Origin of the sequence: Psychrobacter sp. Ps4 (assembly GCF_022129285.1) — a bacterium.
In the GTDB taxonomy this organism is placed as follows: domain Bacteria; phylum Pseudomonadota; class Gammaproteobacteria; order Pseudomonadales; family Moraxellaceae; genus Psychrobacter; species Psychrobacter immobilis_A.
This window is the reverse complement of record NZ_JADQAK010000018.1, coordinates 60083-74688: the sequence shown is the minus strand read 5'-3', so window position 1 is coordinate 74688 and position 14606 is coordinate 60083. Positions and strand designations below refer to the sequence as shown.

Genomic DNA, 14606 nt, shown 5'->3' with positions numbered 1-14606 from the left:
ACCCAATCGCTATGGACAAAGGTCTTCGCTTCGCTATTCGTGAAGGCGGCCGTACTGTAGGCGCTGGTGTTGTTGCTAACGTACTAAACTAATCTATCCGTCTCAGTAATGAGATTGTAAGTTAGTCATAAAAAGCCATCCTTGTTTAAGGGTGGCTTTTTTTTGGCTATAAAAACGTAATAGTATAATCAATATTATAATAATAAATATTTGAAATAGAGTAATTGCTATTGTATTTGGGTTTGTATAAATAATAAGAGGATACATAATGTTGATGATAAAGATGTTATCAACCCATAGTGCAGATTTTGAGCAAGTGCTGCAAGCAGTAGCGGACATTGAAGCCATCGTTCAACCGCAAGATGCTTGGGGGTTTCAGACATTAATGGAATCACTCAAACAAGATAGCATGCATCTGCTGATCGTTTATGAGCAAAAAAACAATATTATTATTAATAGTACTGTGACAGGCTATTGTCTATATCAAGTGATTTTTGAACAAGCGGAGATTTTACGTATTGGCACGCATCCTGATTATCAACGCCAAGGTATTGCCTCACAAATTTTTGCCAGATTGAATACAGAGTTAAAGACCAGTCAGGTAGAGAGTCTTTTATTAGAGGTGCGCGCAGATAATGCGCCTGCGATAGCCTTATATGAGCAGCAAGAATTTGCTCTCATTCATAAGCGTAAAGGGTATTACCAAACTCCACATCAACCAGCTATTGATGCATTGATTATGCAGCGTCTTTACGTCTGAGAATAATTCATGGTATCGAATGGAACCAAATAAACCCACAAAATAGTAGATGGGTCGGCATTTTTATCATTATTGAGTGGGTATTTTCTTTTTGCAGATTTCAATATTGAGTTTATAGTCATTATCTACTTTCATACGCTCAAGAACGTCGATGCGTTCGCTTAATAGCTCTACCATGAGGCTGATATTGGCTTGCTGTTTTTGTATTTGCGCCAATTTTTGCTGAGTAAGCATCAGTTGTAAATCAACATCCAATTGACCGTCGTAATAATCATTCAAGCTGTCTCTGATTTCAGTGAGTGTAAAGCCAATCGCTTGCGCACTTTTGATTAGCTCAATACGTTCGATACATTCTGGATGAAACTCGGTATATAAACGCGAGCCTGCCTGACGCTTACGAGATTTTAGCAAGCCCAGTTGATCATAATGACGAACGGTGTCTTTGGTTGTTTGAGCTTTTGTTGCCAGTGTTCCAATCAGTAAGAACGATGTGTCGGGTGCCATGATAACCTCGTCGGTAGGTAGCAGTTGATAAGATACGAGTTAATAAAGTAGCGATTAACAAACAGACATAAGCTATCAATCACTTCGTCATCGTATTTATTTTAAGATAAGCTGCCAAGGTTCTATGGTATCAAGTAACGATACGGCGAGTGGTTTATGAGAGTTATTTTGCCATTTGACAGTGCTATTAGCCGTTAAGAGATCCAATTGAGTGAGAAATTCAGCACGCGGTAGCTTGGTTGCACCCAAACTCATCAAATGCTCATTTGGTAGCTGACAGTCGACCAGCGCCACATGGCTTTGTTCACATAAGCGCATTAGACCCCAAAATGCGAACTTTGAGGCGTTAGAGGCGATATGAAACATCGATTCGCCAAAGTAAATGCTACCTATTTTTAGACCATAAAGCCCGCCAATGAGTTCCCCTTTATCATTCCAAACTTCAATGCTATGCGCAAATCCTTGTGCATGCAGTTCGGTATAAGCCTCAATCATTTCTTCATGAATCCAAGTATGTTCGCCCTCAGGCTGTTCATTATTGAGGCGATCACTGCGCGGTAAACTACAGGCATGAATAACGTCATCAAAAGCTTGATTCAGGGTTAATTGCCAACGCTCGCGGATGGCTTGCTTACGCAGCGACTTGCTTGGCTTATAATTGGTTGGCACCATCACGCAGCGCGGTTCAGGGCACCACCATGCAATTGGCTCATCTTCATTAAACCAAGGAAACAGACCCTGCGCGTAAGCAGAAATCAATGTTTCGGCTGCCAAATCTCCTCCGACAGCGACGATGCCAATGCCGTCAGGATCAACCATCAAAGGGTCAGGAAAGTCATAACGCCCAAGACTTTTTAAGGTCTCAGGCGTGATGTGCTCATTGTTGTATTGAGAGAAATTACCCATTTAGGCTTCTTTATCAGCAGTCAATGTTGACGCATAAGTGTGGTCAGCGGCTGTGGCTTCGCCAATCGCATCCAAGTATTTTTCAGCATCTAGCGCGGCCATACAGCCCGTACCAGCAGAAGTGATTGCTTGACGATAGACATGGTCTGCGACATCGCCTGCGGCAAATACACCTTCGATGCTGGTTTGTGTGGCATTGCCGTCTAAGCCGCTTTTGACAATAAGATAGCCGTCTTTCATATCCAGCTGACCTTTAAATAAGTCTGTATTCGGCTTATGACCAATCGCGACAAACATGCCAAACACGTCTAACTGTTTGGTGCTGCCATCAATCATAGATTCGATGATTACGCCATTGACGCCCATGTCATCGCCGACGACTTCTTTGACTTTATGATTCCACTCGATTTTAATATTACCGTTTTTGACCTTTTCAAACAATTTATCTTGGAGGATTTTTTCAGAGCGTAAGCTATCACGGCGATGCACCAAGGTCACTTCAGCAGCGATATTTGATAAATATAGGGCTTCTTCAACGGCAGTATTACCACCACCGATGACAGCAACTTTCTGATCTTTATAAAAGAAACCATCACAAGTTGCACACGCTGATACGCCTAGGCCACGGAATTTGGTTTCTGATTCCAGTCCTAAATATTGTGCTGATGCACCAGTCGAGATAATAAGCGCATCACAAGTGTAGCTACCATTATTACCCGTCAGCTCAAAAGGTCGCACGTTTAAATTGACTTCATTGATATGGTCATAAACCAATTCAGTACCAAAGCGCTCGGCATGGGCTTTCATGCGATCCATCAATGCAGGGCCCGTTAAATCATGCGCATCGCCCGGCCAGTTATCGACTTCAGTGGTGGTGGTTAACTGTCCACCTACTTCCATGCCCGTGACCATAACAGGTTTGAGGTTGGCACGTGCTGCATACACAGCCGCTGCATAACCAGCAGGGCCTGAGCCTAGGATAATGAGTTTTTCGTGACGTGGAGCGGTATTGTCAGTTGCCATGAGTTATTCCTTGCTAAATATAAATGTTAAAAATACGAGTGAGCAATATAATAAAAAACAGTCTTCAAAATTGATGCTAATGGGATTTTCTAATCGCTGCGTGATAATAACATAAGGGCATTGGACGAAAAGTACAAGTTTGCTAAAACAAACACAGGTATGATTACAATCAAAGTATATTTTTCTTGAAATATTATGGTTAGAAACCGCTGGTATTTTATAGGTCTTGTCTAATATGACTGTCCTTGTTCTGTTCGTTATATTTTGCGAGTGACATAGGTTTTTGCTTAAACCGTATGATTTTTGCCTAAACCCTATACAGACTGATTTTATTGCACGCTTTCTTTGTAAGACGGTCACCACTATCCCTATGTATTTGTTATTATAAGAAGTTATGCCAAGTGTGCCAAAGGCAAAAAGAAGGCTGTTGTATATCGCTTTTATAATAGACAATGTTTTCTGTACACTTCGCTAAGTGCGTTTGTATCAGCACTTTATATCCAACCCTTTATCAGCGCTTTATGTCAGCATGATTAGGCTTAGTCATGCATTGGCGACCATTTAGTATTAATAACAAGGCAGATCTTACGTGATATCAGCACCGCTTATTGAGTATTTAAAAAAGGGAATATTTACCCTCCTTGGGTTAATACTGGCCGTTTATCTATTTGTCATTTTGATGACATATACCAGTAACGATCCCAGTTGGTCGCATATCAGTAGCGATATGACCACGATTAATAATGTAGGCGGTGAATCGGGTGCTTGGTTATCTGACTTGCTTTATAGCTTCTTTGGTTTTGGTGCATGGTGGCTGCTGGCGTTTGTGGTTTATGAGTCTATCCTTATTTGGTGGGACAACAAGCCAACGTTTTGGCTGATGCGAGTGGTTGCTTATGTGTTTTTATTATTAAGTGCCAGCGCTTTGTTTGCACAATTGGTGGCGTTAGTACAGCAATTGACCAATTCAGGAACGCTAGGGCTGGAAAGCGTGGCTGGTGGCATTATTGGGTTTGAATTACAGGCGCGTTTGGCACAGCTTTTATCGCAGTGGGGGAGTGTGATTTTCTTGACGGCATTTGTCATTATTACCGCGACTTTTGCCTTTAATATTCATTGGCTAGCGATTTATGAGAAGGTTAAGGCGCTATCGTGGCTTGGCTCAGGTGTCAAGCGTAAAGAGTTTGCACAAGATGATGGCTTAACAACTAAAGAAAATATGGCCTCTGAGCAAAAAGACGATAGCATCGAGGGCAATCAAGAGAAAGAAATACCCCAGTATGAGCAGCTGCCACTAGAATTACAATCCGCTGATGCTGCGAATAATGCGCAAGTAGATAGTGGGCGATTTAGTAATGTACTGTCAGATTTTTTATCGACTTCTGGTCTTGCTGATAGCGTAAGAGCGTCTATGGCAGCGGCGCAAGCGACTATTTCTAATCAACCCGCAGCAGCATCCAATCAGGCTGCTCATTCAAATGCTGTGCCAAACAATGGAACGAGTAACCACCTGCAGTCATCAGAGGTCTCGCCTAGCGGCACAGCTGGTAATATTGCAAACAATACTGCAAGCAATACTAACGCTGCAATGACTCTAACTCCCGTCACCACACCAGTTCGAAAAGTTGAGCCAAGCTTTGCATGGAATGATGCGAGTACTGTTGAGGATTTGTTGGCAAGTGAGCAAGCAGCTTATGATATAAATACCTCTGATGCTACGGTGCCAGCCACTCCTTACGCTGATACGGAGTCTTTAGATGAGTCAGTGTTAGCGACGAGCCATTCGACGGTAGAGCCAGCGGCGCAGCCAGTCACTGGAAATGGCAATACTGCGAGTAGCAGTACGGCAAATAGTCGTGTTAAAAATGAAAATACGGTAAATGAAAGTACTAAAAATGAAGAAGAGATCACCCAGCAACCAGTTGAGGAGTCCATAGACTCTACCACTGAAAGCGTTGACACCTTAGCAGAGGGGTGGCTAGCTGAGCATGCTGATGTGGCGACATCCATGACCTCAGATTCTGTTGTTTCAGAGCCTGTTGTTTTCGAAACTGATGCTTCAGATCCTGCTATGTCGAAGTTCAAGGACAATGAATTAATTGGGTCAGACCCTGTAGAGAAGACGTCTGTCAATACACAAGCAGAACAAACAGCGAGTCTGTCACATGCAGCTGCAACACCAACAGCAGCGGCAACAGAAACGAATGATCAGCAGCCAATATCGAACATCACTGCACCTGTGGTAGGCACGGTTGATATGACGCCGACCAATACGCCACCGTCTAATCCTAAACTGCCGCCTACGGTAGAAACCCGCGTCACAGCATCAGCTATTGAACCAATAGTTTTGCCTAAACCAACGGTAAGTTTTGCGGTACCTGAGGGCGATAGTAGCAATCATATCACTGACATGATGCCAGAGGATGATAGCGCTGAGGATGTCAATGCGCCCGTTATGCCAGATATTAGTGATGATGCCGCCTTCAGTCAAAAATCACGCTCGATGCAAACAGCTGCCTACCGTAGTAGCCTAACGCCTATTCCAGAGATTTCTATTTTGGATAAGCCAGACCCTGATCGTAAGCCCAGTTATACCGTCGCCGAGCTTGAGCAATTATCAGAGCTATTAGAGATTAAGTTACAAGAGTTTAATGTAAAGGCGAATGTGGTCAACGCCATTCCGGGTCCTGTTGTTACCCGCTTTGAAGTCGAGCTTGCTGCTGGCGTAAAAGCCAGTAAGGTTACCGGTATTTCACGTGATTTGGCGCGCTCGTTATCGATGGCGTCTTTACGTGTGGTTGAAGTCATTCCGGGTAAGCCGTATATCGGTATCGAAGTACCCAATAAGCAGCGCGAAATGGTACGTTTGATTGAGCTACTGAATACCGAAAAATTCCAAGATCCTAAAGCCCAAATCAGCATGGCGATGGGTAAGGACATTGGTGGTAATGCCATTATTACTGACCTTGCGCGCGCGCCGCATATGTTGGTTGCTGGGACTACAGGTTCGGGTAAATCGGTATTGGTCAACTCGATGCTACTATCGATGCTACTCAAATATACGCCAAATGAGCTGCGTCTCATTTTGATTGATCCAAAGCAGCTTGAGCTTGCCAACTATAATGATATTCCACATCTATTAACACCAGTCGTCACTGATATGACTGAAGCAGCCAGTGCCTTGTCATGGTGCGTGGCAGAGATGGAACGTCGCTATCAACTGATGAGTTTGCTCAAAGTGCGTAAGCTTAATGAGTTTAATAAAAAGGTCATTGCTGCTGAAAAATCGGGTAATCCGATGCTTGATCCTTTGTGGCGACCTAATGACAGCGTGAGTATCAGCCAAGCACCGAAGCTAAAAACCTTGCCGATGATTGTCATTGTCGCGGATGAGTTTGCCGATATGATTATGCAGGTTGGTAAGCAAGCCGAAGAGCTTATCACCCGCTTGGCACAAAAATCGCGGGCAGCTGGGATTCATTTAATGCTGGCTACCCAGCGTCCATCGGTCGATGTCATTACTGGTCTGATTAAAGCCAATATTCCTGTACGTGCAGCATTACGAGTGAACTCAAAAGTAGATTCGCGGACGATTCTGGACAGTGGCGGTGCCGAAGACATGCTGGGTAATGGTGATATGCTATTTTTAGGGCCTGGGCAAATTGAGCCAGATCGTGTGCATGGTGCCTATGTCAGCGATGAAGAGGTTAACCGTGTTTGTGATGCGTGGCGTGAACGCGGTGCGCCTGATTATATTGACAACATGGCAGGCAACTTTGAGCTGTCTAGTCCTAGTGGGGGTGGTAGTACCGCTAACGCCTCTGGTGAGGACGATGACCTTTATAACGATGCTGTGGCCTTTATTATGGAGACGCGAAAAGTTTCTGCTTCTAGTATCCAGCGTAAATTTAGCATCGGCTATAACCGTGCCGCACGTATCGTAGATTCTATGGAGGACGCGGGATTGGTCAGCTCAATGGGCAAAAGCGGTAAGCGTGAATTGTTAATGTAGCTGTCAATAAATCTGCGTGATTAATAAAAAAGACGAGTGACGAAAGTGGCTCGTCTTTTTTATTGAAGAAATATGATAATGCTCATGTCTGAATGACCAATCAGTTTTTTTATCAATTATCAGCACTCGTTTTTTATACTAAACTGACCTTTATTGATAGCATAAATATCACTCAATTTTCAGAAATTTTAGGTTCATTACTCAGCAAGGAGGCAGGTTATGTTTAAAGAATATACCCAATATGATGCCATAGCATTGGCGGCATTGGTCAATGCAGGTGAAGTCAGCGCTAAAGAGTTATTAGATGCTGCCGTCTATCAAGCCAATACACTCAATCCCAAATTAAACGCCATCATCCATCGTTTTGATGACCGTGCTTATCATGCTGCACAGGCGGGATTACCCTCAGGTATATTTAATGGTGTGCCTTATCTGCTCAAAGATTTGTCATTTAGCTTTGCCGATGAGCCAATCACGATGGGCAGTCGTAGTGTTAATATCATCTCTGAGAGCGACAGTGAAATCGTTAAGCGGATGAAAGCCACAGGCGTGAATACCTTTGGCAAAACCAATACGCCGGAATTTGGTTTAATCATTACCACCGAACCAAAAGCCCATGGTGCGACTCATAACCCTTTCAAAAAAGGTTACAGCTCTGGCGGTTCATCGGGCGGTAGTGCCGCGTCAGTGGCGAGCGGTATCGTACCAATGGCGGGCGCGGGTGATGGTGGTGGCTCGATACGCTTCCCTGCTGCTTGGTGCGGAGCGTTTGGACTCAAACCCAGCCGTGGTCGTAACCCGATAGGCCCTAAATTCGGGGAAGGCTGGGAAGGTGCAGTCGCAGATCACGTGATTACCCGCAGCGTACGTGACAGTGCCGCGATGCTCGACGCTACAAATGGCGCAGAGATTGGTGCGCCTTATGTCATCGCGCCACCTGATGGCACATTTTTGCAAGCTGCGATGCGCGCACCAAGGCAATTAACCATTGCCTTGCATCAACAGCCATTGATTGCCAATACTGTGGTGGATAAAGAAGTGTTAGCCGTATTAGAGCAAACGGCTAAGCAGCTAGAAGCCATGGGTCATCGGGTCATACCCGCCGAGCCGAATATCAATATCGAGCAGTTTTGGCATGACTTTATGGTGGTGGTCTGCACCCATACCGCTTTTACCATTGATAATATCGAGCGTGACTTTGGGGCAGAACATATCAAAAACCTAGAGCCGCAAACCTACAATATGGCATTGCTCGGTCGCTCATTATCAGCCGTTGATTTGGCGCATGCTAAGCATGGTTGGCATCACAGTCAGTATCAAACGGGTTTGCTACTTGAAACCTATGACATGATTTTATGTCCGACTGTGCCGACACCTGCAGTTAAGCATGGTGTACTGCCACCAAGTGTTATGGATGAAATGCTCATGCGTAGCGCAGGAGTGCTCAATAAGGGCATCGATATGGGTAAGTATGCCTTTAGCTCAGGTATGATCGAAAAGCTCAGTCAGCCTGTACTGGGCAAAATGGCCTTTACACTACTGGGTAATATCACAGGATTGCCAGCGATGTCATTACCGGTAGGAATGAGTAAAAAAGGTTTGCCAATTGGGATGCAGCTGATTGGGCGTATGAATGATGAAGCGACATTATTCAGTGTGGCAGGGGAGATGGAACGAGCAGGGTTGTTTACCAAGGCAGCCTTTGAGAAGTAGGTTTGCATTCTATCGATTAAGTAATGATTACTTAATCAAATCGATAAATATCCATGCCTAAGCTATGATGCGCCATGCTTTGATGGACAACTGAGACACGCTGACCTGTACCTAAGGCAAAAAACAATGGCAACAGATGCTCGTCACTCGGATGAATATCTTTATAGTCAGGATATTGCTGCCAATCTAAAGCACTAGGAATGTCTGTTTTGAGCTGTTGTAGCAGCCATTGCTTAAATGCTTTAGCCGTTTGGTCAACACTATCTGCTTGCCAGCGTAATGCTTGCAGATTATGGGTAATGTTACCTGAGCCAATGATCAGTATTTGCTCTTCACGTAGGCGTGCTAGCTGCGCACCCAATTGATAACAGGCGATACTGTCATAATGCTGCGGTAGAGAAACCTGTACGATAGGTATCTCAGCCTCTGGATATAAGTGCCTGAGCGGTGCCCACACCCCATGATCGCAAGCCCGCACCGGATTGACGCTACAAGTAATACCGCGTGCAGTGAGCTGCTGGGCAAGGGATTCAGCAAGTGCTGGCTGACCAGATGCAGGGTATTGGAGCTCATATAGCTCAGGCGGAAAACCTGAAAAATCGTGCCAAGTCTTGGGTTGCGGATTACTGCTCATTTCGAGTTTGGCGGATTGCCAATGCGCTGACATAATTAGGATGGCACGTGGCTTTGGTAAGTTTTGCCCGATACGTGCCAGTGCACTGGTCGTGGCTGATTGTTCAATGGCAAGCGTGGGTGCGCCATGCGAGATAAACAATGCTGGTAGCTTAGCCACATTTGACCCTGAAGCAGATACATCTGTCCAAACGCCAGTCGCTGTAATAGGCGTTGACGAATGAGAGTACGAGTCATCAGGCTGATGAATTGCATGAGGGGCGGTAGGTGTCGCATGTTTTGGATATTTCATGTAGCGTTTATTAGGGCGCGCCGCGATTTTTCAATCGCTTCTATCATTGATATTGTTGCCCATAAACTATCAGCACAGAATCTCGGCAAAAAATATTAGCACAGAGTATGGCAGTGTTTAATGACTGCTTAATTGCCACGATGATAAGGATGATTGTTGTTGATACTCATCGCACGATACAATTGTTCCATTAGTACAACACGTATCAGCGGATGCGGTAATGTCAGCGCTGATAGTGACAATTTTACATCGGCTTTGGCTAATACTTCTGGCGATACGCCGTCTGCACCGCCGATCACCAGTGCAATATCATCGCCCTGCTGCATGCCATCAGCTAATTTATCAGCCAGCCCTTCTGTCGAAATCATTTTACCTTTGACATCCAATACCCATAGTTGCTCACGCCCTGAGGCATTATGAGCGGCTAGTATTGACTGTCCTTCTTGCTCACGGTATTGTGCCAAATTGGCATCAGACGGGTTTTTTGCACGCTTTGCGGCAGCAATTTCCACGATTTCTGTACTGAGCATAGGTTGGATACGCTTAAAATACTCATCGAACCCCGTCTGTACCCATTTAGGCATTTTATTACCGACGGTTAAAATTCTTACTTTCATAGCCAGTACCACTTTAATTTTAGTCATTAGTAAAATATAACAAAAGAATTTTACGCTTAATTGAACGTAACAAACAAGATTCTACAAAGCTTTTTTTATGCTTTACTAATCTTGGATAAACAATAGGTCTTACATCAAAGGCTGTATGGTTTGCGAGACAGTATCTTCTGTATTTTGGTCATTATCGCTGGCATCAGTTGGGCTGGGTTTTGGAATAATAGTAAGCTTGGCATCAGACTCAAAAACGATGGCTTCAATATCATCGAAACGATGCACTCCTTCAGAGCGCATCGCACATTCAATCTCTTGACGAGTCAGCCGCTCAGCGCGCATGGCATCTGGCAAAAACTGCCCTTGATAGAAAACAATACGCGGCTCTGACAAAATAAAACTGCTAAATTGCGGTGAGATAGAGGCGTATTTCGTAACTAAAAACTGCAATAAATAAAGTACTAAAATCGATGAAACTCCTTCGACAAAAGGAATGTCTTTGAGCAAAATAGTACTGGCACCAAGTGAACCGATCATCACGGTGACGATCCAATCAAAATTATTGAGCTGCGAGGTGGAGCGTTTACCTGAGACTTTGGTCACCAGTACGATCAACACATAAACCATGACTGTCGTCAAAACGATGCGTCCAAGCTTGTCTATATTGTCAAAAAAAACCATGTCCATGATAAATGCTCCTATTAAAATATAAAACCGTTAATCACCCACAATCATCCAAAAGGTTACTCATTAAAGTTAGCCTAACGGATTTTATGTATTAATAGGGAGAAAAATTTGTAGCACCTTGTAGAGGTTTGGCTGAGACTTCCTCGCTCACATAGTTTTGCGTTTAGGGTCAAGCAGGCGATTGATCGCCCAAAGACTGATGCGAGCACTGACCAGTGTCAGCACCAATATCATCACCAGCGATGAGACCAATGGCAGTGGTTGCTGGACGGCCATCTCTAGTAGGACTTCGCGATTTACCGCATCAAACAACCAAAACCATATGGCTAAGAAGTAGATGACAGTCAGTAGCCAGACCACCGCGACGCCGCCAAACATTAAGCGATTGATTTCACCGCTATTCAATGCGCGCTGCTGATGTTTGACAAATTTACGAACCGCGATATAAGCCCCGATAATGATAGACAATACCGTTACCAGTTGCGAATTCACAGCAAGCTTGGTTTGAATCATCATAAATATTGCGCTGGCAAGCGTATAGCCAATCGCGAAATATCCTACATATTGTGCCAGTTTAGGCTGCGCTGACTCATGGTTTTTCGGCAGCGGCTCGCCACCTGAATGAGTCTTGGATTTATTGAGGTTGGTTGTCTTGCGTGACATAAGTGAACCTTTATAAAGGTGGAAAATAGGATGTGAAAAACACTTAATGCTGCGCCGTCCAATCAAGCATTGCATCTAGCACAGGTCTGGCTGTATAAGCGTTATGTGCTTGCTCACTATTGATGAGTCCAACCACGACATAATCCTGTCCCGACAATCCTTTGACATAGCCTGCCATCGAGGTGACGTTGTTTAAGGTACCTGTTTTTATCCACGCACGACCAATGGCTGCTGATTCTGGTAGGCGTTCACTATGAGCGGTAATGGTGCCACTGACGCCAGCGATACCTAACGAGTTGACGTAAGCGTTAAAACTTGGATGGCTATAAGCATAAGTTAATAGCTCGCTTAGGTTGGCAGCTGTGATGGTACAGTCGCGGCAGAGTCCTGAACCATTGATCAAATGGGGCGGCGGTGTGCTTAGATTGGTCTGCCACCATTGATTAATAGTATGCAATGCGACAGGATAGCTCGTCGCAGTCGGCGTGCCAAATTGATACAAGCTATGTGAACCATTAATAGCTTTATCGAGTGTTTTATTATCAACTTTGTCATAAACACCAATCGATAACGCCACTTGCTCAGTCATCACATTGTTTGAAAAGTGATTGATATCGTAAATCTGCTGCGTCAAATTCAATGATGGGTAGCTGACAATAGGCAGCGGTGATATAGGAAGTGCTGCCAGACCATGCGTTGATTTGGTGTTTTTCATGGTAGTGTAAGGTGCTTCTTGAGTGATGACATTACCACTCAGCGTATTGCCTAGCTCTTGCCATTTTGCGGCAATAACGCGTGCTGCAAAATCTTTGGCGTCAGGATAAGCCACATAAAAAGCATGCTCTTGGCAGCTGTTTGGCAATTGAGTCTTTAACACCAATTGTTTTTTTTGCCACTCGGGTGCGAGACTATAACGCGCTTGCCCACAGGCCGCCGAACGCGTATTTATGATGCTGGGCAAAGCATAATTTGCTAATTTTGGTGTATAAGTTAGATTTGCTTGGTCATCGTTTAACGGATAGCTTTTGATACCGATGGTACTAAAATTCACCAAAAAACCATCGGGACTGGCGTTATAAGGACGCAGTGGCGAGTTGTCAAAGGCGGCAGGGTCTTTACTGACATTTTTAAAGACGCCACTGTCAATGATAATATCACCGTCGATATGACGGATACCGGACGACTGTACTTTATAAAGGAGCTGTTCTAAACGCTCGTGGGTCATTTTTGGATCGCCGCTGCCTTGAATAATCAAATCGCCATGCAGACGGTCACCGATGACAAGGCCTGTATGATAGACACGGGTATGCCAGACAAAATCAGCGCCTAGGGTGTCTAAAGCAATAAAGCTGGGAACGAGTTTCATGGTGCTGGCAGGCGTGCGAGCGATATCGGCTTGATGGTTCAGCAACGGCGAAAATGAAATTTTTATGGAGGCGTTATCAGTACTGATGTCATCAGTTTTATTGTTATTAGCATTGTCGTTAATGACAGCTGTTTTTGCCTCATTACTCAATATCGTGGGGATGCTTTCTAAGCTTTGATAAGTGTAAGGATCATCGGTGTAAGCATGCAGTTTTTTCTCATGCTTTTCAATGGTACGCTGCTCAATAGTAATCAGCGTACTCTGTTGGCGCACATGGTTATTATTGGTTTTGTCATTATTATTTTGCGTGGTTTTTTGAGAATTACTTTTTATATCAGCATTTATATTGGCAGTCGGTTTTGGCTGAAGAGCGGGTTTAGATGAGCGGTGTGTGCTGCTATCAATAACCTGAATGGGGGCGGGCAGGTGACTGGCATTTTTATCACCGACTGGTGTGACGATAATACTAATATCAGCTTCTGTTAAATCGGCTCGTGATAATGCTGCTTCGATGGCTTTTGGTAGTGCTGCTTGCGCATGGATTGGCAGTATTGTCGCCGTTGCTAATAACGCCATGATAGGTACGTATTTAGCAGGCGGCTTCGACGGTCGCAGATAACGACAGAAAGGAAATAATTTGGCAGTAAAAGCAGAGGAATGACGGAGTTTAGAGGTGGGTCGCATGAGCATCTTTCATCAGGTGGCAAAAACAGCCTATGGTAACATGAGTTGCCGTTTTCGCGTAGATGGCAGGTGTAGATGAAAACCTGTTTTTATCTGAATTTTTAAAATACGCACGCATACTAGCGCACATGTAAAAATGCCATGGCGGTCATGATGGCATCGTTATAAGCATCGTGAGCGCCTAGATCGGGTATATTATAGTGCGCTAAAATATTGGTCAGATGCTGCGCTTGGCTAGATAGCCCTTGGGTTTGACCACTCATGCGTCGACTATATAAATGGCGCAAATCGATGACTTCGTTAGGCAGTGCTGTGCCCATATAGCGTTTGACCAGAGGGTTTAAAAACGCTGTGTCTAAACTCGTACAAAACCCCACAATTGGGCGATTACCTATAAATGGCAACAACAGCGCCAGCATCTCATCGTAGCTCATACCATGCTCAACGTCGGCAGTACGTAGACCGTGAATCACAATGGTGTCACGGTCTGGCATCACAGGTGGTCTGCATACGATATGCATGCCATTACCGGTATCGATTGTATTGTCATTGATATGAATCGCGGCGACAGACAATAAATGGTGATTTTTTGGATTGAGTCCCGTCATTTCGCAGTCAATCGCTACCCATTGCTTAGCCACAGGTTTGGTAAACATCGATGCCAATTCTGGGCGCTGTAGCTGCGTTTTTTGCCAAGCGCAGGATAACTGTGTTAGCCAACTCATAGTTGTCGCTCATCCATTTATGCGATTGTT

12 protein-coding genes and 1 pseudogene are annotated in these 14606 nt (G+C 44.5%); 4 read left to right on the top strand and 9 right to left on the bottom strand.

The genetic code is table 11. The features are described 5' to 3' along the window. Together I3252_RS10900 and rimI are read left to right on the top strand one after the other, a co-directional pair. Window positions 1-92 (top strand): annotated as a pseudogene (locus I3252_RS10900) (elongation factor Tu); the annotation flags it as partial. A 176-nt stretch (window positions 93-268) separates the two neighbouring features. Then, window positions 269-760, top strand: coding sequence for a ribosomal protein S18-alanine N-acetyltransferase (rimI, locus tag I3252_RS10895; protein ID WP_238035205.1), 492 nt, complete (start codon window positions 269-271; stop codon window positions 758-760). Window positions 761-829: 69 nt separating this feature from the next. Here rimI and I3252_RS10890 read toward each other — a convergent pair whose 3' ends face one another. The 3 genes from I3252_RS10890 to trxB form a co-directional block, all read right to left on the bottom strand. Continuing rightward, window positions 830-1264 (bottom strand): MerR family transcriptional regulator, encoded by a 435-nt coding sequence (locus I3252_RS10890; protein WP_045447676.1) that lies wholly within the window; start codon window positions 1262-1264, stop codon window positions 830-832. A 96-nt stretch (window positions 1265-1360) separates the two neighbouring features. Continuing rightward, window positions 1361-2170, bottom strand: a complete 810-nt coding sequence (gene aat, locus I3252_RS10885) for a leucyl/phenylalanyl-tRNA--protein transferase (RefSeq protein ID WP_238035204.1) — start codon at window positions 2168-2170, stop codon at window positions 1361-1363. Beyond that, window positions 2171-3193, bottom strand: coding sequence for a thioredoxin-disulfide reductase (gene trxB / locus I3252_RS10880; RefSeq protein ID WP_045456114.1), 1023 nt, complete (start codon window positions 3191-3193; stop codon window positions 2171-2173). It abuts the gene before it with no gap. A gap of 589 nt (window positions 3194-3782) precedes the next feature. Here trxB and I3252_RS10875 point away from each other — a divergent pair. Together I3252_RS10875 and I3252_RS10870 are read left to right on the top strand one after the other, a co-directional pair. After that, on the top strand, window positions 3783-7205 hold the full coding sequence (locus I3252_RS10875; protein ID WP_238035203.1) for a DNA translocase FtsK 4TM domain-containing protein: 3423 nt from the start codon (window positions 3783-3785) through the stop codon (window positions 7203-7205). A 219-nt stretch (window positions 7206-7424) separates the two neighbouring features. Next, entirely contained in the window at window positions 7425-8918 is a 1494-nt protein-coding gene (locus tag I3252_RS10870) for an amidase (RefSeq protein WP_238035202.1), read from the top strand. A 31-nt stretch (window positions 8919-8949) separates the two neighbouring features. Here I3252_RS10870 and I3252_RS10865 read toward each other — a convergent pair whose 3' ends face one another. The 6 genes from I3252_RS10865 to I3252_RS10840 form a co-directional block, all read right to left on the bottom strand. Then, window positions 8950-9843, bottom strand: a complete 894-nt coding sequence (locus I3252_RS10865) for a class III extradiol ring-cleavage dioxygenase (protein WP_238035201.1) — start codon at window positions 9841-9843, stop codon at window positions 8950-8952. Between the two features lie 128 nt (window positions 9844-9971). Further along, window positions 9972-10460, bottom strand: a complete 489-nt coding sequence (gene rlmH / locus I3252_RS10860) for a 23S rRNA (pseudouridine(1915)-N(3))-methyltransferase RlmH (RefSeq protein WP_238035200.1) — start codon at window positions 10458-10460, stop codon at window positions 9972-9974. A gap of 129 nt (window positions 10461-10589) precedes the next feature. Then, window positions 10590-11138, bottom strand: coding sequence for a YetF domain-containing protein (locus tag I3252_RS10855; protein ID WP_238035199.1), 549 nt, complete (start codon window positions 11136-11138; stop codon window positions 10590-10592). Between the two features lie 147 nt (window positions 11139-11285). After that, window positions 11286-11801 carry an ABZJ_00895 family protein gene (locus I3252_RS10850; RefSeq protein ID WP_045447693.1) on the bottom strand — a complete coding sequence of 172 codons (516 nt, stop codon included), beginning with the start codon at window positions 11799-11801 and terminating at the stop codon, window positions 11286-11288. 43 nt (window positions 11802-11844) lie between these two features. After that, window positions 11845-13851 carry a D-alanyl-D-alanine carboxypeptidase/D-alanyl-D-alanine-endopeptidase gene (gene dacB, locus I3252_RS10845; RefSeq protein WP_238035198.1) on the bottom strand — a complete coding sequence of 669 codons (2007 nt, stop codon included), beginning with the start codon at window positions 13849-13851 and terminating at the stop codon, window positions 11845-11847. Window positions 13852-13970: 119 nt separating this feature from the next. Then, a complete protein-coding gene (locus I3252_RS10840; protein WP_045447696.1) occupies window positions 13971-14576 on the bottom strand; it encodes a 3'-5' exonuclease in 606 nt (201 codons plus the stop codon). Window positions 14577-14606 lie beyond the last annotated feature (30 nt).